General features: G+C 53.5%; 24 protein-coding genes and 2 pseudogenes. 9 read left to right on the plus strand and 17 right to left on the minus strand.

The window, feature by feature from the left end; translation table 11 throughout:
• Positions 1-6 precede the first annotated feature (6 nt).
• The 6 genes from mrdB (at position 7) to lipA (ending at position 5,765) form a co-directional block, all read left to right on the plus strand.
• On the plus strand, positions 7-1,119 hold the full coding sequence (mrdB, locus tag DBY66_RS06365; protein WP_039385756.1) for a peptidoglycan glycosyltransferase MrdB: 1,113 nt from the start codon (positions 7-9) through the stop codon (positions 1,117-1,119).
• Positions 1,120-1,129: 10 nt separating this feature from the next.
• Complete coding sequence (gene rlpA / locus DBY66_RS06370) at positions 1,130-2,209, plus strand: endolytic peptidoglycan transglycosylase RlpA (protein WP_108569687.1); 1,080 nt, start codon at positions 1,130-1,132, stop codon at positions 2,207-2,209.
• 123 nt (positions 2,210-2,332) lie between these two features.
• On the plus strand, positions 2,333-3,544 hold the full coding sequence (dacA, locus tag DBY66_RS06375; RefSeq protein ID WP_039383127.1) for a D-alanyl-D-alanine carboxypeptidase DacA: 1,212 nt from the start codon (positions 2,333-2,335) through the stop codon (positions 3,542-3,544).
• A 95-nt stretch (positions 3,545-3,639) separates the two neighbouring features.
• The gene (gene ybeD, locus DBY66_RS06380; RefSeq protein ID WP_039383125.1) at positions 3,640-3,903 is read left to right on the plus strand and encodes a DUF493 family protein YbeD; all 264 of its coding nucleotides are present in this window, start codon (positions 3,640-3,642) and stop codon (positions 3,901-3,903) included.
• A gap of 69 nt (positions 3,904-3,972) precedes the next feature.
• The gene (gene lipB / locus DBY66_RS06385) at positions 3,973-4,623 is read left to right on the plus strand and encodes a lipoyl(octanoyl) transferase LipB (protein ID WP_108569686.1); all 651 of its coding nucleotides are present in this window, start codon (positions 3,973-3,975) and stop codon (positions 4,621-4,623) included.
• A 176-nt stretch (positions 4,624-4,799) separates the two neighbouring features.
• A complete protein-coding gene (gene lipA, locus DBY66_RS06390) occupies positions 4,800-5,765 on the plus strand; it encodes a lipoyl synthase (protein ID WP_039383121.1) in 966 nt (321 codons plus the stop codon).
• A 98-nt stretch (positions 5,766-5,863) separates the two neighbouring features.
• Here the strand turns inward: lipA and tatE are convergent, their stop codons facing one another.
• From tatE to pagP, 5 genes are all read right to left on the minus strand, one after another.
• Entirely contained in the window at positions 5,864-6,067 is a 204-nt protein-coding gene (gene tatE, locus DBY66_RS06395) for a twin-arginine translocase subunit TatE (RefSeq protein WP_039383119.1), read from the minus strand.
• A 99-nt stretch (positions 6,068-6,166) separates the two neighbouring features.
• Positions 6,167-6,961, minus strand: coding sequence for a deaminated glutathione amidase (locus DBY66_RS06400; RefSeq protein ID WP_108569685.1), 795 nt, complete (start codon positions 6,959-6,961; stop codon positions 6,167-6,169).
• Positions 6,962-6,985: 24 nt separating this feature from the next.
• Positions 6,986-7,411, minus strand: coding sequence for a GNAT family N-acetyltransferase (locus DBY66_RS06405; protein WP_071668974.1), 426 nt, complete (start codon positions 7,409-7,411; stop codon positions 6,986-6,988).
• Between the two features lie 347 nt (positions 7,412-7,758).
• Complete coding sequence (gene cspE, locus DBY66_RS06410) at positions 7,759-7,968, minus strand: transcription antiterminator/RNA stability regulator CspE (RefSeq protein ID WP_010615627.1); 210 nt, start codon at positions 7,966-7,968, stop codon at positions 7,759-7,761.
• Between the two features lie 150 nt (positions 7,969-8,118).
• Positions 8,119-8,691 carry a lipid IV(A) palmitoyltransferase PagP gene (pagP, locus tag DBY66_RS06415; RefSeq protein ID WP_071669036.1) on the minus strand — a complete coding sequence of 191 codons (573 nt, stop codon included), beginning with the start codon at positions 8,689-8,691 and terminating at the stop codon, positions 8,119-8,121.
• A gap of 942 nt (positions 8,692-9,633) precedes the next feature.
• Between pagP and DBY66_RS06425 the strand changes: the two genes are divergently transcribed.
• On the plus strand, positions 9,634-9,879 hold the full coding sequence (locus DBY66_RS06425) for a hypothetical protein (protein WP_039383108.1): 246 nt from the start codon (positions 9,634-9,636) through the stop codon (positions 9,877-9,879).
• A gap of 39 nt (positions 9,880-9,918) precedes the next feature.
• Here DBY66_RS06425 and gntT read toward each other — a convergent pair whose 3' ends face one another.
• The gene (gene gntT, locus DBY66_RS06430; RefSeq protein ID WP_039383106.1) at positions 9,919-11,235 is read right to left on the minus strand and encodes a gluconate transporter; all 1,317 of its coding nucleotides are present in this window, start codon (positions 11,233-11,235) and stop codon (positions 9,919-9,921) included.
• A gap of 275 nt (positions 11,236-11,510) precedes the next feature.
• On the opposite strand from gntT, the gene DBY66_RS06435 reads away from it, so the two are divergent.
• Positions 11,511-12,656, plus strand: coding sequence for an iron-containing alcohol dehydrogenase (locus DBY66_RS06435; protein ID WP_108569683.1), 1,146 nt, complete (start codon positions 11,511-11,513; stop codon positions 12,654-12,656).
• Between the two features lie 19 nt (positions 12,657-12,675).
• Here DBY66_RS06435 and DBY66_RS06440 read toward each other — a convergent pair whose 3' ends face one another.
• The 3 genes from DBY66_RS06440 to DBY66_RS06450 form a co-directional block, all read right to left on the minus strand.
• Positions 12,676-13,500, minus strand: a complete 825-nt coding sequence (locus tag DBY66_RS06440; protein ID WP_071668971.1) for a Cof-type HAD-IIB family hydrolase — start codon at positions 13,498-13,500, stop codon at positions 12,676-12,678.
• 103 nt (positions 13,501-13,603) lie between these two features.
• Positions 13,604-14,023: an RcnB family protein gene (locus DBY66_RS06445; protein ID WP_104084653.1), complete on the minus strand. Its 420-nt coding sequence runs from the start codon at positions 14,021-14,023 to the stop codon at positions 13,604-13,606.
• A gap of 588 nt (positions 14,024-14,611) precedes the next feature.
• Positions 14,612-14,842 carry a DUF1272 domain-containing protein gene (locus DBY66_RS06450; protein ID WP_039383097.1) on the minus strand — a complete coding sequence of 77 codons (231 nt, stop codon included), beginning with the start codon at positions 14,840-14,842 and terminating at the stop codon, positions 14,612-14,614.
• Between the two features lie 131 nt (positions 14,843-14,973).
• Between DBY66_RS06450 and DBY66_RS06455 the strand changes: the two genes are divergently transcribed.
• On the plus strand, positions 14,974-16,077 hold the full coding sequence (locus tag DBY66_RS06455) for an AI-2E family transporter (protein WP_104084651.1): 1,104 nt from the start codon (positions 14,974-14,976) through the stop codon (positions 16,075-16,077).
• A gap of 402 nt (positions 16,078-16,479) precedes the next feature.
• Here DBY66_RS06455 and DBY66_RS06460 read toward each other — a convergent pair whose 3' ends face one another.
• The 8 genes and pseudogenes from DBY66_RS06460 to DBY66_RS06495 form a co-directional block, all read right to left on the minus strand.
• The gene (locus tag DBY66_RS06460) at positions 16,480-16,734 is read right to left on the minus strand and encodes a hypothetical protein (protein ID WP_233499573.1); all 255 of its coding nucleotides are present in this window, start codon (positions 16,732-16,734) and stop codon (positions 16,480-16,482) included.
• Positions 16,735-16,764: 30 nt separating this feature from the next.
• Complete coding sequence (locus tag DBY66_RS06465) at positions 16,765-17,133, minus strand: VENN motif pre-toxin domain-containing protein (RefSeq protein ID WP_233499574.1); 369 nt, start codon at positions 17,131-17,133, stop codon at positions 16,765-16,767.
• 71 nt (positions 17,134-17,204) lie between these two features.
• Complete coding sequence (locus DBY66_RS06470; RefSeq protein WP_108569682.1) at positions 17,205-17,615, minus strand: hypothetical protein; 411 nt, start codon at positions 17,613-17,615, stop codon at positions 17,205-17,207.
• 5 nt (positions 17,616-17,620) lie between these two features.
• Positions 17,621-18,803: pseudogene (locus DBY66_RS18105) on the minus strand (VENN motif pre-toxin domain-containing protein); the annotation flags it as partial.
• 157 nt (positions 18,804-18,960) lie between these two features.
• Positions 18,961-19,215 carry a MafI family immunity protein gene (locus tag DBY66_RS06480; RefSeq protein WP_108569681.1) on the minus strand — a complete coding sequence of 85 codons (255 nt, stop codon included), beginning with the start codon at positions 19,213-19,215 and terminating at the stop codon, positions 18,961-18,963.
• Positions 19,216-19,562: 347 nt separating this feature from the next.
• Complete coding sequence (locus DBY66_RS18000) at positions 19,563-20,006, minus strand: VENN motif pre-toxin domain-containing protein (protein ID WP_233499578.1); 444 nt, start codon at positions 20,004-20,006, stop codon at positions 19,563-19,565.
• Positions 20,007-20,015: 9 nt separating this feature from the next.
• Positions 20,016-20,114, minus strand: a pseudogene (locus DBY66_RS18110) (VENN motif pre-toxin domain-containing protein); the annotation flags it as partial.
• Positions 20,115-20,187: 73 nt separating this feature from the next.
• Positions 20,188-20,535 (minus strand): immunity 8 family protein, encoded by a 348-nt coding sequence (locus tag DBY66_RS06495; RefSeq protein ID WP_108569680.1) that lies wholly within the window; start codon positions 20,533-20,535, stop codon positions 20,188-20,190.
• Between the last annotated feature and the right edge of the window lie 8 nt (positions 20,536-20,543).

Genomic DNA, 20,543 nt, shown 5'->3' on the forward strand with positions numbered 1-20,543 from the left:
ATGTCGATGAACGATAGTCCGCAGAAAAGGACGATCTGGACGCGTATCCATATCGACCCGCTGTTTATGTTAATTATTCTCGCGCTGCTGACCTACAGCGCCATTGTGATCTGGAGCGCCAGCGGGCAGGATCCGGGCATGATGGAGCGTAAGCTGGGTCAGATTGCCATGGGCACGGTGATTATGTTGGTCATGGCGCAGGTTCCGCCGCGCGTTTATGAGAGCTGGGCGCCCTATCTCTATATTGTCTGCGTGATTTTGCTGATAGCCGTTGACGCCTTTGGTCATATCAGTAAAGGCGCACAGCGCTGGCTGGATCTTGGATTCGTCCGCTTTCAGCCGTCAGAGATCGCCAAAATTGCCGTGCCGCTGATGGTCGCGCGCTTTATTAACCGCGACGTCTGTCCGCCCACGCTGAAAAATACCGGCATTGCGCTGGTGCTGATCTTTATGCCCACGCTGCTGGTGGCCGCACAGCCCGACCTCGGCACCTCTATTCTGATCGCCGCTTCCGGCCTGTTTGTGCTCTTCCTGTCCGGTATGAGCTGGAAACTGATTGGCGTTGCGGTGCTGCTGGTTGCGGCCTTTATTCCGGTACTGTGGTTTTTCCTGATGCATGACTACCAGCGCGATCGCGTGATGATGCTGCTCGATCCCGAAAGCGACCCGCTCGGCGCGGGGTATCACATTATTCAGTCCAAAATAGCTATCGGTTCAGGTGGGCTGCGCGGTAAAGGCTGGCTGCACGGCACGCAGTCACAGCTGGAGTTTCTGCCGGAGCGCCATACCGACTTTATCTTTGCCGTGCTGGCAGAGGAGCTGGGCCTGGTCGGCGTGCTGCTGCTGCTGCTGCTCTATCTGCTGCTGATTATGCGTGGCCTGATCATCGCCGCACGGGCGCAAACCACGTTTGGTCGCGTGATGTCAGGCGGATTAATGCTGATTCTGTTTGTTTATGTTTTCGTTAATATCGGCATGGTAAGTGGTATCTTACCGGTGGTTGGCGTACCGCTGCCGCTGGTCAGTTACGGCGGGTCGGCGCTAATCGTGTTAATGGCGGGGTTCGGCATTGTCATGTCGATCCATACTCATCGAAAAATGTTGTCTAAAAGCGTTTAAGAGGCTGCACATGCGTAAGGACTGGCTTGGGGTTGCACTGGCGTCACTGGTATTAAGTGCCTGTACCACACAGGAACCGCAAACAAATACGCCGCCGCCACAGCCGGCGTATAACGGTCCGGTAGTGGAGATCCCGGGCGTTGAGCCGCGCTATGAACCGATTAATCCGGCTACCAGCCAGGATTACAGCGTGAATGGCAAAACCTGGCGCGTGGTCAAAAATCCATCTGACTTCAGCGAAGTTGGCCTGGCAACCTGGTATGGCGATGAGGCTAAAGGCAACCGTACCGCTATCGGTGAAACTTACGATCCTGATGCACTGACCGCTGCGCACCCTACCCTGCCACTGCCGAGCTACGTACGCGTTACCAATATGGCGAACGGCCGGCAGATTGTGGTGCGCGTTAACGATCGCGGCCCCTACATGCCCGGGCGCATTATCGATCTGTCACGCGCCGCCGGCGATCGTCTGAACATTTCTAATAACACCCGTGTGCGGGTCGATTTTATCAACGTTGCGCCTGATGGCTCACTCTCCGGCCCTGGTACAATTGGCACCAGGGTGGCGAAGCAGAGCTATGCGCTGCCTGCCCGTCCCGATCTCAGCGGCGGCAATGTGATGAACGGCGGCAGTGCGCCACAGCCGACAGAATCAGACGTACGCGAGGTTGATAACCGTTCGCTGCAGGGCGACGACAGCCTGGGTGCGCCGGTACAGAGCAGCGGCTTTCTGGGCGCGCCGCAGCCGTTAGCAACCGGCGTGCTGGAGGGCAGCGAGCCGTCTCCGGCCCCTGCGCCAGCACCCGCGGTAGCGGCACCTGCTGCTACCGCCGCCGCGGCCAGCGCGGGCGCACCGGCCAGCGGCAGCTTTGTTGTTCAGGCTGGCGCGCTGAACGATGCGGGTCGCGCGCAGCAGCTGGCCAGCACGCTCGGTAAGCGCTTCGGCGTGCCGGGTAAGGTTGAGACCAGCGGTAATGTCTATCGTGTTCAGCTTGGCAGCTTTGCCCGTCGGGCTGACGCCGCAGCGCTGCAGGAGCGCCTCAGTACCGAAGCGCAGATTAACGCCTTTATTACCACAGCCCGTCCCTGATAGTGACGGACAGTAACATTTACGGCTAAAACTGACCGGCAATGCGGGATGCTGCCCGATCCCGCATTTGCTATAGTAAGGCACTTTTTTCACCCTAACCCCACGGATGTTGTAGTCCTTAACATGAATACGCTGAAACCTTCTCGTTTGCTGAAACGCCTGACAGTGGGATCACTGGTCGCCCTCTCTCTCAGCCATGTTGCCTTTGCTGATGATATCAATCTCAAAACTATGATTCCGGGCGTGCCGGACATTGATGCTGAGGCTTATGTACTAATCGACTATAACTCCGGTAAGGTGCTGGCCGAAAAAAACGCCGATGCGCGCCGCGATCCCGCCAGCCTGACGAAAATGATGACCAGCTACGTCATTGGTCAGGCGGTTAAAGCCGGTAAAATCCATCAGGATGACATTGTTACCGTGGGTAAAGACGCCTGGGCTACCGGCAACCCGGTATTCAGAGGCTCATCGCTGATGTTCCTTAAGCCAGGCGATCGCGTGCCGGTCTCCCAGCTGACACGCGGCATCGTGCTGCAGTCCGGTAACGACGCCTGTGTCGCAATGGCGGATTATGTGGCTGGCAGTCAGGACGCGTTTGTTAACCTGATGAATAACTATGTCGGGGCGCTGGGTCTGAAAAACACCCATTTCCAGACGGTACATGGGCTGGATGCTGACGGCCAGTACAGCTCCGCGCGCGATATGGCGCTGATTGGTCAGGCGCTGATCCGCGACGTGCCGGATGAGTATGCTATCTATCGTGAAAAAGAGTTCACCTTTAACAATATTCGTCAGATGAACCGCAACGGCCTGTTGTGGGACAGCAGTCTGGCGGTGGACGGCATCAAGACCGGCCATACTGAAGCCGCGGGCTACAATCTGGTGGCGTCTGCCACCGAAGGCCAGATGCGCCTGATCTCCGCCGTAATGGGCGGTCACACCTTTAAAGGACGCGAGACCGAAAGCAAAAAGCTGCTGACCTGGGGCTTCCGCTTCTTTGAAACCGTGGCCCCCCTGAAAGCGGGTAAAGAGTTTGCTTCTGAACCGGTCTGGTTCGGTAATACCGATCGCGTTCAGCTGGGCGTGGAGAAAGATGCCTATCTGACTATCCCGCGCGGCCGGATGAAAGATCTGAAAGCGAGCTATGTGCTGAACAACACCGAACTGCACGCGCCGCTGAAGAAAAACCAGGTGGTTGGCAGCATTAACTTCCAGCTGGATGGTAAAACGGTTGAACAGCGTCCGCTGGTTGTACTGAATGAAGTTGAGGAAGGCGGTTTCTTTGGCCGTATCATCGACTACATCAAACTGATGTTCCATCACTGGTTTGGCTGATTTACGGTTGAAAAACCACCAGCTCGCCCATAAATAAGATATGATCAAGGCTCTCGCCCAGGCGGGAGCCTGTTTTTTTAAGCACCGGAGCCAATATGAAAACCAAACTGAATGAACTGCTCGAATTCCCTACCCCGTTTACCTATAAAGTTATGGGACTGGCGCAGCCAGAGCTGGTTGATCAAGTGGTTGAAGTAGTGCAGCGGCATGCGCCTGGCGACTATACACCTGATGTAAAGCCCAGCAGCAAAGGCAACTATCACTCTGTATCCATTACTATTAACGCGACCCATATTGAGCAGGTTGAAACGCTCTATGAAGAGCTGGGTAACATCGATATCGTGCGCATGGTACTGTAACACCGGCGCTGGCAAAGCCCGCTTTGCCAGCGTTATACTCAGGCTTTCCCTCTTTACCGGACCTCCGCTGTGTCTGCAAATACGCTCCTTGTACGCAACCTCGGCCTGCGCGACTGGCAGCCCGTCTCCGATGCCATGCATCACTTCACCGATACCCGCAATGCGGAAACGCCCGATGAGCTCTGGCTGGTTGAGCACGCGCCGGTCTTTACGCAGGGACAGGCTGGTAAAGCTGAACATCTGCTGATGCCGGGCGATATTCCGGTGGTGCAGAGCGATCGCGGCGGTCAGGTGACGTATCACGGCCCGGGGCAGCAGATCATGTACGTGCTGGTGGATATTAAGCGGCGCAGGCTGGGCGTGCGCGAGCTGGTTACGGCACTGGAAGAGACCGTCATTGCCACCCTGGCAGAGTACGGCGTGACGGCGCGCGCGCGCGCAGATGCGCCCGGCGTCTATGTGGGTGATGACAAAATCTGTTCACTCGGACTGCGCATCCGTAAAGGCTGTTCATTCCACGGGCTGGCGCTGAATATCGCAATGGATCTGGCTCCGTTCCTGCGTATCAATCCATGCGGCTATGCCGGGATGAAGATGACGCAGCTGAGCCGGTTCCGGCCTGACGCTATGCCAGCTGATGTGCGTCCGCGTCTGGTGGCACACTTTGCACGTCTGACGGGATTTGAAGAGATGGCGTGGCAGGATGAAAGCGCGGACTGACCTTGTCTGTGCGTGCGTATTTACAAAATTGTAACCTTTCTCACCGCATAGCGGCTGCTTATGCAGCGGCGAGATGATATAATTTTTGCAAATTTTTCAAAAAAAGTTGAAAGCCTGGTTCTCAGTTTGAGTGAGGAAGCTTTCAAATCGCAATCCCGATCGGAACCTGCAGATTTATGAGTAAACCAATTCAGATGGAACGCGGCGTCAAGTATCGCGATGCCGACAAAATGGCGCTGATTCCGGTGAAAACCGTGGTCACCGAGCGCGACGAAATTCTGCGTAAGCCGGAGTGGATGAAGATCAAGCTGCCGGCTGACTCCAGCCGCATCCAGGGCATCAAAGCTGCGATGCGCAAAAATGGCCTGCACTCTGTTTGCGAAGAAGCGTCCTGCCCTAACCTGGCAGAGTGTTTTAACCACGGCACCGCCACCTTTATGATCCTTGGCGCCATCTGTACCCGCCGCTGCCCGTTCTGCGACGTGGCACACGGTCGTCCTAACGCCCCTGATGCGAACGAGCCGCTGAAGCTGGCGCAGACCATTGCCGATATGGCGCTGCGGTACGTGGTTATCACCTCTGTCGATCGTGACGATCTGCGTGACGGCGGCGCACAGCACTTTGCTGACTGCATCACGGCTATTCGTGAGAAGAGTCCCAGCATCAAAATTGAAACGCTGGTCCCTGATTTCCGCGGGCGTATGGATCGTGCGCTGGAGATCCTCACCGCCACGCCGCCTGACGTGTTTAACCACAACCTGGAAAACGTGCCGCGCGTTTACCGTCAGGTGCGTCCCGGCGCTAACTATGAGTGGTCACTTAAGCTGCTGGAGCGCTTTAAAGAGGCGCATCCTGATATTCCGACCAAATCGGGCCTGATGGTGGGCCTGGGCGAAACCAACGCGGAGATCGTGGAAGTGATGCGCGATTTGCGCCGTCACGGTGTGACCATGCTGACGCTGGGACAATATCTGCAGCCGAGCCGCCATCATCTGCCGGTACAGCGCTATGTCAGCCCGGCGGAATTTGATGAGATGAAAGAAGAAGCGATGGCGATGGGCTTCACTCACGCCGCCTGCGGCCCGTTTGTGCGCTCTTCTTACCATGCGGATATGCAGGCTAAAGGACTGGAAGTAAAATAATCCTCTGCTGACATCCTCCTGATACAAAAAAACCAGCCTCTGTGAGTCTGGTTTTTTTTCATCACAACTTGTTACAGTTGTGCGGCCCGGGCACGCCTTTACTCTTTATGGCTGACGCGCTCTGCCGGGATCTCATCTGCACTGCTCTTTGCAACGGTGCTGTCGTCGTCTTTCATGGCTTTTTTAAAGCCCTTGATCGCCGATCCTAAATCACCGCCCAGCGAACGCAGCTTATTGGTACCAAATAACAGAACAATAAGTGCACCGATAATCAGCAGCTTGGCAATACTGATACCTTCCATACTCTACCTTCAGCTCTCACGTATAACGGACAGCCTTTATTAACGCGCACTCTGCGCCGGCACTCAACAGAATTCTGTAACAGAGTAAGATCGGATCGGTCACTCCTGACGCAGCTGCGGCGTGGCAAAGCGACGGTTCTCCAGCACCGGCAAAATGCGGCGTGCGTAAGCGAGTCGCTCCGCCTCAAGATCGGCGAAGATCAGCGTGGCAGATTCAGCAGCCTGCGCGATCGTCACCCCCAGCGGATCGATCGTCATGCTGTTGCCAATATTACGCGGCCCGCATTCACCAGTGGCGACCAGATAACAGGTGTTTTCCAGCGCCCGGGTCGCTGTCAGTAACGCCCAGTGACGCTCTTTCTGCGGCCCTCTGACCCACGCAGCGGGCAGCACCAGTACCTCTGCCCCGTCAAGCGCCAGGCGTCGCGCCAGCTCAGGAAAGCGGATATCGTAGCAGGTCATCAGCCCGACCTTCATGCCGGCGACCTCAATCAGCGGCGGGATAGTGCTGCCTGCCGTAACGCGCTGTGATTCCTGCATCGCAAAGGCGTCATAGAGATGCAGTTTGGCGTAGTGCGCAATGATCCTGCCATTACGCAGGGCGATCAGCACATTTTGCGTTTTTCCTGCGGCAGCCGGTACGTGCACGCTCATAATCGTGGTGAGGCTGTTCTCTGCGCTCTCAGCCAGCAGCGCGCTGACAAACGGCCCATCAAGTGGCTGGGCCGCCTGCAGAATACGATCGGGATGCTCTCTGTCCTGCATCAGTACCGCTTCCGGCAGCACCAGCAGATCGGCTCCTCCTGCCCGCGCACGCTGCATCAAATCGCGACAGGTGACGATATTCTCCTGCCATTCGCTGCTGACGGCGAACTGCCCCATTGCCGCTCTCATTGTCTCTCCTCCGATACCGGTGCGCTAACAGAGATCTTTTGTATGGTAGCGCGGTGACTCCACATAGCCTTCACGTGCGTAAAACTGATTAGCTTTAAGCCGCGAAGCGTGACAGTGCACCTCCATACGATCGCAACCTCGCTGCCGCGCCAGCTGTTCAGCGTGGGACAGCAGCTGCTGGCCGCTGCCTTTACTGCGTTCACCTTCAGCAATGCAAAAGTAGCTGATGCGGGCAAAATCACCTGCCAGCGCCAGCTGCGGAATAAAATGCAGCGACAAAAATCCCAGTACCTGCGTTCCGTGTTCAGCCACCAGCAGGATCTCATCCTGATGAGTACAAAGCTGCACCAGCCGCGCTTCAATAAAGTGCTCAGTGCCACTATAGCCAAGCTCAGCCAGCAGCGCGCTCAGGGCGAAACAGTCATCAGGCCGCGCCTCACGTATATGCATAGTGCTTCTCCTTGTATCGGGCTGATGTTTATATAGCCTGTGAACGGTAAAAGCTGCAAGCGGCAGTGGTTAAAACTCTGGTTTGTGAAGCATTAAGCGCACTCTGTGGCGTCATATTTCTGTCATCTGAGCTTAAGGCTGACTTAATCTTGCTTTGGCATGCTGAGGGAAATCACATCTGAGGCGAGTAGAATGAAAAACTGGATCCCACGTTCTTCGGAAGAGATGCTGGCACTGACTTTTGCTGCGGTAGTGGTAGCCGCCTGGCTGATCACCTGGTGGCAGAACTGAAAAAAGAATAAAAAAAACCCGCCATCAGGCGGGTTTTTAAAATTCTGACTGTTAACTTACAGAGCGGTAACGTTAGCAGCAGATGGGCCTTTAGCGCCGTCGGTGATTTCAAACTCTACACGCTGACCTTCAGCCAGAGTTTTGAAGCCGTTGCTCTGGATAGCAGAGAAGTGTACGAATACATCTTTGCTGCCATCTTCTGGAGTAATGAAACCGAATCCTTTGGACTCATTAAACCACTTAACGTTACCTTTGATCTTGGACATCTATATTACCTTTACATGAAAAATGGACACTAAACTGTGTCGTCATCTAGTACAGCAATTGCAGTGGCATTTGTCCAGTCCGAATTGATGAAAAAGTGATAAATATCGGATTTTTGTCTTTGCATCACACTTTTGCACTTATGTGCTCGCTTAAAACTGGAATCTGAGCCAGGCAAAATAGACGTTGCCGTTGTTATAAGTACCGGGAATGTAAGTCATTTGAAACGTGGCGGGTCCGTAGCCTACGGATGCCAGCGGCAGCACCAGCGGCACCGGAATATATTTCCAGTTATCGCGCGCGGTGAAGCCAGCCGTATAGCCAGCTCCCAGATGAAAACGCTGATCCTGCAGCGGACGCCACGTCGCTTCCCAGCCATAGCCGGCAATCGGTTCCCACTTGTTGAAGGAGTCTTTAAACGCCATCACGTAGAGCCCGTTCCAGTTACCCTTATCGTCCCAGCGCGAGATGCCGCCCCCTGCCCCCCACGGCCGTTCGTTATATTTTCTGATGTGCGCATCATCATACGTCCAGCGGTTGTGCCAGGTGATGGCAGGCACATAAAGATCGTAATGCTGCGGCGCAGACCAGGTCTGAGCCACATTATCGCTGAAACTATTCCATCCCGCTTTAAGCGCGGCGCCTGCCGTAGCGGCTGAGGCAGAAAATGAGACCAGTAAGGTCAACACGCAGCCCGACATGGCTGCTGAAACGTGTCGATTCACGGATAAAACCCTGTTATTGCAAAATTTAATAGCGTGCAGAACCTCTGTAGCCAGCTCTGCAAAAGTGATTGCTGCATTTTTGCGTCTGAAATTGCCAAAAGTAGCGGTAATCCTTTTCAGATATAGCCTGAAATAACGCGCATGCAAGGGCCTATTGTACCTGCGAAGGCCGTTACGAATAAAACCGCAGTTAAACGAATCAGAAAAAGTGCTTTTGTGACATAAAGTGCAGTTTTGAAAATCGGCTAAAAGCAAAAAAATGTTATTTATCATAAAATAACGTAAATTTTGTCTGCCACCATACAGATAAACAGAATTAATCATTTGAAGCCAGGGTCTGATTGCGATATTTCTTATTTTCCGGGAGGGAACAGGGAGAGAAACGGTGACGATTTGTTGCAGCCAGTGCGGCAGTAAAAAATTCTTTTATACGTGCCAGCGGAGTGAAGCTTCAGAGCCGGCAACTCATCACGGCGCACGCTGTGCCGTATGCAGAAAGCCGCTAAACAGTTCGGATGTTAAACCGCCTGAAATAGCCGTCAGAGAGGCTGTTGTACGTTATGCGCGATAACAATTTCAGGCACCCGCAGGTGCCTGAACACGTCAGAAAATCAGCTTGAATACACCCGTAATAGTCAGCAGCCCGACAATAAAGACAATCGCAATGATCCACAGAAATATTTTCATTATTCGCTCCTTCAGTTTGAAAATTTATGCATCCGCCGATGAGTATAGCTGAATATCCTGAACGCGCCGCACGCTGCCGATACGCGTTTCGCTTCACCGGCCAGGTGAATAAGCCCCTGCTATTTCTGCGAGCAGGGTCGCAGCTCAGCCATTAACTGGCCCTGCAGGCGCTCTTTACAGATTTCGACGCGCTAAACTTAAAGCGCCTGTGACGGGCCTCAATGGTTATCTCTGTTAGCGAAACGAGGAGAAATTATGAGTACGATTAATACCAGCATGGGACGTTATAGCCTGAAGGCGAAGGAGGTCGGCAGCCATATTAAAGGGAGTATCGCTATTAACGACGAAGGCGGTACGCAGCTGACCATGCAGGAGTTTGATGAACACTATCTGGATGATGTGGTAAACAATGTCATCTACCCGGTAACGGGGGGCAATCGTGAAATTACCCGTGCACTGCGCGAGCAGATGGTAAAAGCGGGTTTTGAGCAGCCACATTAAGGCTGTCGGGCCACAATTCTGTGGCCCGTTATAAGCTGATTACAGCGCAGCAGAGAGCAGCAGACAGCCTGCCAGACCGCATACGGAAATAATCGTCTCCAGCGCCGACCACGATCGGATAGTCTCACCGATGGTGAGATTAAAATACTCTTTAAACAGCCAGAAGCCGGGATCGTTAACGTGCGAGAAGATAACGCTGCCGGAGCCTACTGCTATCACCATCAGCTCAGGGCTGGCACCACTGGTCACGATCAGCGGTGCCACAATCCCGCCCGCCGTAATGGCGGCAACCGTGGCTGAACCCAGCGCAATACGCAGGATCGCCGCAATCGACCAGGCCATAAAAATAGGCGACAGATTGGTTGCATGCATCATGCCCGCAATATATTTATCCACGCCGCTGTCTACCAGCACCTGTTTAAAGGCTCCGCCACCGCCAATAATCAGCAGCATCATTGCAATGATCTTGATGGAGTCGGTGATGGTGCCCATCACCTCATCCATGCTGCGCCCGCGATTCAGACCGAAGGTAAAAATAGCGATAAGCACGGCGATCAGCGTTGCCATAATCGGGTCGCCAAAGAATTCAGCGTAAGGCAGCAGCACGTGTCCTTTCGGCAGCAGCATCTCAGCCACCGCACGCAATGCCATCAGGATCACTGGCACCAGCGCGGTCCAGACGCTGACGCCAAATCCTGGCATCTCTGCTTCTGTAAAGGTTTTTGGATTCCACAGCCCTTCCGGAATCGGCTTATCGATGCCTTTCAGAAAACGCGCATACACCGGGCCAGCCAGAATTACGGTAGGGATCCCCAGCAGCGTGCCGTAAAGCAGCGTTTTACCCATATCAGCGTTAAACAGCGTCGCGATCGCGGTCGGACCCGGATGCGGCGGCAGAAAACCGTGCGTTACCGAGAGCGCGGCTGCCATGGGAACGCCGACATAAAGCAGCGGCACGCGCGCTGAGGCAGCGATACTGAATACCAGCGGCAGCATCAGTACAAACCCCACCTCATAAAACAGCGCGAAGCCCACGGTAAAACCGGTCAGCACCAGCGCCCACTGGATATGCTTCTCGCCAAATTTTGCAATCAGGGTGGTGGCGATACGCTGCGCGCCGCCGCAGTCAGCCAGCAGTTTGCCCAGCATGGCTCCAAAACCCATAATCAGCGCCAGGCTGCCAAGTGTCCCGCCTACGCCGGTTTTGATTGAGCCGATCACTTTATTGACCGGCATGCCCTGCATCATGCCCACCGCCAGCGCCACCAGAATCAGCGCGATAAAGCCGTTAAGTTTGAAGCGAATCATCAGCAGCAGCAGCAGCGCTACGCCGATGGCCACATAGAGTAATGGCATGGTTATTCTCCACTTTTTACGCGCGGCGTCAGTTGCCAGCGGGTTGCGTTGTACTACCGGATCGGCCAGATGCGGCCGGATGTTGCGAAATGCGTCATACTGTTACCGGTATCATGTTAAGGGCAACACCGGGCCGGTAACATCAGAGCGGCGGGCTGAATTTCGTTTTTGCGAAGGCGATCAACTTTTGCTCATTAAGCTGGCGGCGTTTATACCTGCGTCAGCAGCGCTTTTCGCTACACTGGCTGCCTGAAATCATTTGAAAGGATAGACAGGTGAGTGAGAACCTGATTGCACTTTACAGTAACCAGCGAACCCTGTGCGGACGCGGCAGCATTCGCACTCTGCCCGCGCTGCTGGCTGAGGATCCGCAGCCTGCGCTGCTGTTTTGCGGCCGCTCATTTCTCAATAGCGAGACGTGGCAGCAGCTGAAGGGTGAGCTGCAACACGCTATACAGGACTATGAAATCGTCAGTCATGAAGCTTCTCCGGAAGAGATTGACCTCTGGGTAGCGCGCTGGCGCGGACGGGTTAAGCGGGTAGTGGCGATTGGCGGCGGCAGCGTGCTGGATGCGGCAAAAGCGTTCTGCGCCATGATAGAGCATCCGCTGCCGACGGCGCGCTACCTGGAAAAAGTGGGGGATACGCCGGTGCAGGGCGACACGCTGCCGCTGATCGCCATCCCCACTACCGCCGGCACCGGCAGTGAAGTTACGCAAAACGCTGTGGTCACCGATCAGCAGCACATCAAAATTAAAGCGTCGCTGCGCCATCCGAACTTTGTTCCTCCCGTCGCGATTCTCGATCCCGACCTGCTGCGCGGCGCACCTGATAGCGTCCTCGCTACCTGCGCAATTGATGCCTTTACGCATCTGTTTGAAGCGTATCTGTCAAAGAAAGGCAACATATTTACTCAGCAGATGGCGCTCAGCGGCCTGCGGCTCTTTTTTCAGGCCTGGCCTTACCTGAACCGCGCTGACCGGCAGGGTGACGAGGCGCGTGAGGCAATGATGATGGCGTCCTGGCTGGGCGGCCTCTGCCTGAGCAGCGCCGGCCTGGGCGTGATCCATGGCATCGCAGGCGAGTTGGGGGCGATCAAAGCGATTCACCATGGTGAAGCCTGCGGCCGCCTGCTGTTTCCGTTTCTGGATCAGCTGGCAGAAAGCGACCACCCTGAACAGCAGCGCCTGATGAGCACGTTTGCGGCGCAGCTGATGCCCGGCGCCTCCGCGCCTGCCCCGCTGGCGCTGAAAGCCTGGCTGCAGCAGCACGCTATTGTGCCGTTCTGGCAGGAGGGACCTGCGATCTCTGCCACAGAGGTGGGCTGGATTGTCGCACGCGCCAACAGTAAAAATAGCCGGGTAACCTATAACAGCGCGCAGATGACCGACATGCTTGTTCAGGCGTGGCGCGTGCTCTGAGCCTGCCGGCGCGCTCTGCTCAGGCGAACGGGCCCTCACCCGCCAGCATCTGCTCAATGACCTGCAGCACGCCAGCATGATTATTATCCGCGGTAACATAGCGTGCCGCGGCTTTCACCCGCGCCGGCGCGTTCTGCATCGCAAAGCTAAATCCCGACTGCGTCAGCATTTCCAGATCGTTGCCACCATCGCCGAATGCCAGGACTTCGCTGCTCTCAATTCCCCAGCGCTGCTGCAGCAGACGCAGTCCGTTGGCCTTGTGGAGGCCAGGCACAATCAAATCTACTGAGCCGTGGCCGCTGGAGGTGGCCGCAGCCGATCCCTGGTGCAGCCGCTCAATGTCTGCCATTAAAACCGGCACATAGTCATCAGAGAGGTTCAGGGCAAATTTAAACAGTCGATCGTCGGCAATCTCATCCAGCGTCTCAATGGGCCGCAGGCGGTGACAATAATGCCGCATCTTCTGCAGCCACTGCGCGTCCGCACCGGCAAAGTAGTAGGCGCTGTTGCGACCACAGATAAGAAAGCGCAGGCCGGGATAGTTACCCTGCTGCAGCGTATCCAGTACGGCGTGCACCGCCTCACGGCTGAACGCGCCGCAGAAAAGCTCCTCTTCACTATCGAGGATCCACGCACCGTTCTCCGCAACAAACGCGATCTCATGCGCTATTTCCGGAAAAAAGGATTTCAGCTGGTAATACTGATTGCCGCTGGCGACGACAAACCGGATACCGCGCTGTTTCATCATTTGGTAGCAGGCCATGAACCGCGGACGGTCATACTGCTTACGGTCATCCAGAAAGGTGCCATCCATATCCACTGCTACCATTTTTACTGCGGCCATCATCACTCCTTAGCACATGTGTATTAGCGGTAGCTCACAGAATAGCCTGGCAAAGGGTAAAAGCAGAAGGATAGCGGGAGGCGTGGTTCCTCCCGGCAAGAGATTAATCGAAGGCGCCGTTGAGTAATATGGCGGTGATGATGCCGGTTGCAGCCGCTACCAGCACATAATTGCCGTCGATAAAGGCCCAGTGCTCACCGCGCGGCGGTGCGGTAAGGCCGCGATCGCGCCAGTTATCCACGCGGTATCCGGCACCGCGATAGGCGGGTGGCATCGGCTGGCCGCGCCGGAACTCATGCCCCTGCCAGGCAAAGCGGTCAGCGTGATGATGCCCTTCCGGCCCGCCCCGCTCGCCGTGACGCTCATTATCTGGTCCACGGCGATCGGCTTCCCGCCCGGATGCGTGCTGGCTTTCATGTGTATTCCAGCGGGGACCGCCAGGACCTTCTGCCTGACTCAGCGCAGAAAACAGCGTGCTGCATGCAATAAGGGTAATAGCGATCTGCGTTTTAATTTTTTTCATCATGGTCTCCATCACAGCAGCAATAAGTGCGCTGCCGGCAGAGACTATTAACCAGTCACGCAGCGAATAATAGTTCTTTCATTCTTAAAAACCTCATTATTACAGTAAATTACACTGCCTTAGCGCTTTCTTAACGAAGATGTCCGGCCGGATACAAATAAGTACCGCAGAGAAAAAAACATAAAAAAACCCGACCGCAGGGATCGGGTAAATAAAAATGTTTCATTATTCAGAAACAGGGAAACCCTGCAAATCAGAGGGTAAAACTGAAGCACACAACGCCACATCACCAGCATTGCGCGCGCAGAATAACACTTCACCGCTAAAACAATAAATAAAATTAATCGGATTTAGGAATATTACTTAACGCTGCCAGGCAGATTAACGCTGCTTATAAATAAGGTCAGTGCTCTGACCTCACGCCAGTGACGGAATTAAAATCTCATAAAAAACATAAAATTAAAATAATTACCTTTTGGGGCTGGCAACAGGAAAATAACTGCCCTTTCTGATCTCTGGTTTAACTGCGGATAACATTGTAAGTAGCACAATTAATTATCTGCTGGTCACTCATTGCGCGCGCCGGAATTACGGCTGCCGGATGTGCCGCAGCAGAGAAGCCGGATGCCGCGCCAGCGCTGCGGCAGGTCGTATCGGGCGACGGACCAGTTCGCCGCTGCAGTTCGGACAGCGCTGCAGCAGAACATGCTCAGCGCAGGTTGCGCAGAATGTGCATTCAAATGAGCAAATACGTGCCTCCGCGCTTTCCGGCGGTAAATCGGTATCGCACCACTCACAGTTAGGTCGCAGTTCAAGCATAGGGTTCTCCGGTTTAGCGCAGGCTCAGGACAGATTTTTATCCGTTACTGCATTCAATCATGTGAAACAGATTACATTCTGCGCCAGCCGTTCTATAGTTCTTTCGCTACGTTTATTTGCGAGGCTATGGAATGCGTGTTAAAGGCTTAAATATCGGTTTCTTTATTCTTATCCTGGCGATTGTCACCATCGCCTTTTTTGATGTGCTGTCACCTTATTTCTCTGCCATTCTCTGGGCGGCTATCCTGGCGGTGATTTTTGCCCCGCTAAAGGTGCTGCTGCGGCGTAAAATGGGCGACCGTAACGGGCTTGCCTCTTTTGTCACGCTGCTGATTATCTGTCTGATTGTATTTACGCCGCTGGCGATCATCACCTCATCGCTGGTGGTGGAGATCAATACCGTTTACGTCAAGCTGCAGAATAATTCAGCGCAGTTTCCGACGGTGTTTGCTGAGCTGCTGCAGCATCTGCCGGGCTGGGCGCAGCGCTATCTGGCCGACCACGATCTCAACAACTCTACCCAGATTCAGCAAAAGCTCTCTGAGTTCGCGCTGAAAGGTGGCCAGTATATGGCGGGCAGCGTGCTGCTGATTGGTAAAGGCACGTTTACCTTTACCGTGAGCTTTGGCGTGATGCTCTATTTACTGTTCTTCCTGCTGAAAGATGGTGCCTGGCTGGTGGGCCTGATCCTCGAAGCGCTGCCGCTCTCCACCTATGTGAAGCATCATCTGCTGATGAAGTTTGCTGCGGTGTCGCGCGCGACGGTGAAAGGAACCGTGGTGGTGGCAATTGTTCAGGGTGTACTGGGCGGCTTTGCTTTCTGGATCACTGACATCGACGGCAGCCTGCTGTGGGGTGCGCTGATGGCGTTTCTGTCGCTTATCCCGGCGGTCGGATCCGCCATCGTCTGGGTGCCGGCAGCGATCTTTTTCTTTGCCACCGGCGCGCTGTGGAAAGGCCTCTTCCTGGTCGGCTTCTTTGTGGTGATTGTCGGCCTGGTAGATAACATTCTGCGCCCGCTGCTGGTGGGTAAAGACACCAAGATGCCGGACTATATGATCCTGATCGCCACGCTGGGCGGCATGGAAATCTACGGCATCAACGGCTTTGTGATTGGCCCGCTGATTGCCGCTCTGTTCATCGCCTGCTGGAATCTCCTCTCCGGTCGCGATAACCGCGACAACGCCGAAGAGATTGATGAAGAGTTTATTGAAGAGGGCAAAACGCGCGAGTAGCGCTATGCACTATGCACTATGCGCTGAGCTGACTAAAAACCGCCTGCGGGCGGTTTTTTTATGGAGGCGGCTGCGAACAAAGTAAATCTTATAACAGATCCAGACGCTGGCCCGATTTCTGTTGGCGCAAACTGCCGGATAAGCCAGTACCAGGGCTGATACTCTTTCAGATGTTGAAGGCTGTTCAGCCGCCGCGTTCCCCACTGCCTTCACTGCCACACTCTTCAGCCCAGACCCACCAGCCAGAGATGCAACGATAGCCTTTTTCGGTCAGCGCGGCCTGAAGTGCGGCCAGTCCCTGCATCGCCGCCGTCGACGCCTGGATGCCCAGCCGGAGAACGCTGCCCCTGCCGTTCAGCAGGTCAAAATATCCCGGCCTGATTTGACCGGGGCCGCTGTTTATCAGGAATCTGATGGAGGTGATTTTCGGGCTTTACATTCGTCTATTTTGGCAAAAATCCATGAACCAGCTCCACCTGCGACAGCAGCAATAAGACTCATAACACCTGTTTTAAACACATCCTGCTCCTCCGGGAACAATTCCTTTACATAAAAAAAGTTAATAACTAATCTCAGTACGATCCCAGTGAGAAAAAAAATAGCCCAGCCATATAAAATATTTAATGCAAAAAGCATTATTGTAGGTCTTCTTTTCACTTATTTTTCTCCTGCTTATTAATAGCATCTTCACCGCCCTTCCTGTAGCTCGAGATATATAAGCACTACCCACATCTGACCAAAAACCAGCAGAAGAGCTAAATTTCGGCAGGCTGAACGTATCATTGTTTCAGGTGTGTTTTTCCCGGCCTGCGCGCCAGACACTGCCGAAGCCACGCTGTCTCCGGTGAGTCCTCCGGCCAGCCCGCCTGCCAGTGTGCTAAGAGCGGATATAGTCTGTTTCTGCGTTTCGTCCAGCCTGCTGTAGTCATCAGTGCCATAGAGCGTTTTCGCTATCACGAAAGTTGCAGCGGATGCGCTCGCTGCACCTGCTGCATCGGCCAGGGCTGAGTTACCTGATGCCTGCGCAACCACTGCGCCCACAACAGCATGTGCCATCAGATTCGCTTCCGGATTGCCTTTCGTCAGTCTGTGTATCTACTCTGCCAGGTAGGGTGCCGCCGCGCCCGTTATCGCCTGCGCCCGGCTGCCTCCCGCCACGAACGTCCAGGTCTTGACCCAACACGAAACCTCTCTGATGGGAATAAAGGTTGTATTATAATTTCATTATTATAAATAAATAATTTTGGTGACAATGCCGTAACGTCATAGACATTTTCAGCAACCAGCTTAATATTCGTCCTGAATATCGGTATGTCAGCATTATCCGTCAGGACAAATACGTCTTGATTTTTTACTGTGCTTACGTTTAATACATCATAAAAATTATCATAATCACTATATTCCATCTCATTCCATACAACTCCCCTTGGGGTAATAGGGTATTTATTAAGTAAGTCAATGGCTTTATTCTCCTCGTCACCGATAAGCAAATGAAAATCAGAAAACAATGCTTCTTTACACTCATCAAACAAAGTCATTATCTCTACTTATTTAATTGTTTCAATATAGTTTCAAAAACCTTTTCATTACTTTCAAAAGGTATGACTGTTTTAACTGCTTTACCAGGTATTTTACCTTTCGAATAACCCCATGTATTAATGTGCGTCCCTTTTTTCTGGGTCATAATCAACACACCAACCTAACTTGCCATCACTGGATTTACGACTAATAATTTTTTCATTGCCAGCACTTAATTCTAACCGACCAATAACAGGCTTTGAATCAATACCTAAATCATCGACCGTATTTATGGCTTTATTTCTGGCTGTTTCCCAATTCTTTTCAGCTTTAAGCACCGTTTCAATACGGTTTCCGACTCCCGGAACTTTCTTACCCGGCAATATAATCCTGCCCAGCATTTCGCCCGTCGCTTCCAGTGCAAGCTGATTCCCGTCCGCTGCCTGTTTTACCGTGTCTGCCACTGCCGACCAAGTTTCACTTTTCAGCAGCGCTTTCACGCTGTCGGCTACCGCCTGGTTCTTCCCGGTCAGGTCGCTTAACGCTTTACTACAGTAGCTGTCTCCGGTTGCACAGGCCGCCAGGGCCATTGCAGCATCCGCTACGTAATCCACGCCACCTAATGCCGACTCACTGGTATTTGCTATAGTACCAATGATGGTGTTTGCGATGGCAGAGGCCGTACCATTACACAGCTTGTCCCTGACCTGTTCTTTCAGCGATTCAGCTGCCTGTTTCACCGTGGCACGCGCCTGGTCACCGGACAGTGAGTTATTCTCAACCGCATTCCTCCTCGCCTGCGCGCCCGCAACCACATCCGCCGTGCTGTTGCCCGCCAATCCGCCCGCAAGCCCTGCCGCAAGCGTACCCAGCGCCGAGATCGTCTGCTTCTCCGTTTCCGACAGGTCGCCCACCTCCTTACCCGGATACAGCTCCTTCATCACCAGCTGCGCCATTAGTTCGCCGCTGACGCCGCCCGCCGCACCTGCAAATGCGCTGTTGCCCGCGGCATAAGAACTTACCGCGCCCAGCACCGCGTGCGCCATCGCCTGCGCTTCCCGGTTGCCATCCGTCAGCTTATGTATCTGCTCCGCCACATACGGCGCAGCCGCGCCGCTCACCGCCTGCGCCACGTTCCCGCCTGACAGGCCCTGCACCACCGCCGTTACCGCGCTGATACCCTGCTGAAGTGCCGAACCCGTCCCGAACGGCTTCATCGCCGTGTCGTAAGCCTGCTTCGCTATCTCATCTGGATACGCCAGTCACCGTGACCGTTGAGCACGGCCAACTGGTGATCCGGCCAGTAACTGAGTGACCAATAATAATAAAAGTATCCCAGCCGCTGAGGGCTGGGATTCCCTCAACTTAACTGACTAATTTTATTAAATATTTAAATGGTGCTTCACTTATGTCAAATTTCATATCTTCGATAAGCTGAGTTATTAGCTCATATTCGTTTTGAGTTATGGCTACGTCATACTCGCTTATGTGATCACAGAGAATCTCAAAAGCAAGCGGCTCTTCATTATATTGAATATAATCCAGCGCACCCTCGATCAATCCTGGATCCAGTCGATCTTCAAGGGATCTTCCTAACTGACTAATTTTTGCACTAAACATTTAATAAACTCTTCCTATCATTTAATGGGTTTCGATGCCGCAGGCACAGGTTTATTATCGGGGAAAGCAGTAATAACCTTTCCTGTAGCTGGTTGATAAATAACTCGAATCCTGACGCAGTCTCTGACTTCATACGCTACCCATTTAGCAGGATCCCCTTCAGCAGTATACATTCCACCAGCCCCTGTCTGCGCAAACCATTTAGTATCTGGCGAAGTCGCTATGTCACCAATTTCATGTACAACCTTATCGGCGGTCCACTCTTTTGGATAAACAGTCTTCCCTGGGTTTCCAGGATAAAGATGTCCCCCACTGGTAGGGCTGTCGCCATATAAAATATGCTGTTTTTATTCAGGCGATAAAATATCAACATATTTCTGGTTAGAGGCTGATAAACCAAGGTCAGAGCTTTTCGCGACACTAAAGAACGCCTTCGCCGCCACATACTGCAACAGTTTTTTTTCACTGGTCGGTAAGCCGCTGGAAAGTATTTCCGCCGCTTTTTGTGGCGTCATTTGTTCATTCGACATAACTACGTCTAACGGCACACTAAAGAAATTACCCCAGGCTACCAGTAATCCCTCCGCTGCATTTTGTCCTTCCGGCATATCGCCTTTAGCAGCTTTCGACAGAGCCGCCGCGATTTCATCCGGTGAAGTGCCATTCTTAATCATGGAGCCGCCCAGTGAAGTTTGAGCCTGCCCATAATCCATCATGCCTTTACCGAACCCTTCCAGACCGGACAGCGCATTATTCTCAACCGCATTCCTCCCGGCCTGCGCGCCCGCCACCGCATCTGCCGTGCTGTTTCCGGCTACGCCGCCCGCCAGACCTGCCGCCAGCGTGGCCAGTGCGCTGATGGTCTGCTTCTGATCTTCACTCAGGTTTTTACGGTCAATCCCCGGATAGCGGAATGCTGTTGCTACTTACCAGTGATAAGACTCCCGGCATAATATCCGGGAGTCTCAATGTCTATGGCTGGTAGTCTTCATATTCCCAGGCGAAAACTCGGGATAATTTTTGTGCTATCTCAATCCAGTTTTTGCCTTCGCATTGATCGATATAATCAGTGATAGTTTTGGTTATCTCTTCCAGGTCATATTTACGTACAAGGAGCGTATGCCGCATCAACTCTGGCACCCAATGATGTTTACAGAGCCATTCGGGTGTGTATATACGAAGATCGAAGTTGTCTGCACCAGAGCTATCTTCACATCCAATTCGCAATAATAAACGGAGAGAAAAATTAAGTTCATCTTCTGGATGAAATGTATCCAACTCAACGTCGTCATTTGAAATGCTTTTTAAAATAGCCTTCATTTTTATTT

The organism is Pantoea sp. RIT413 (genome assembly GCF_003057675.2).
Lineage (GTDB): Bacteria > Pseudomonadota > Gammaproteobacteria > Enterobacterales > Enterobacteriaceae > Pantoea > Pantoea eucrina.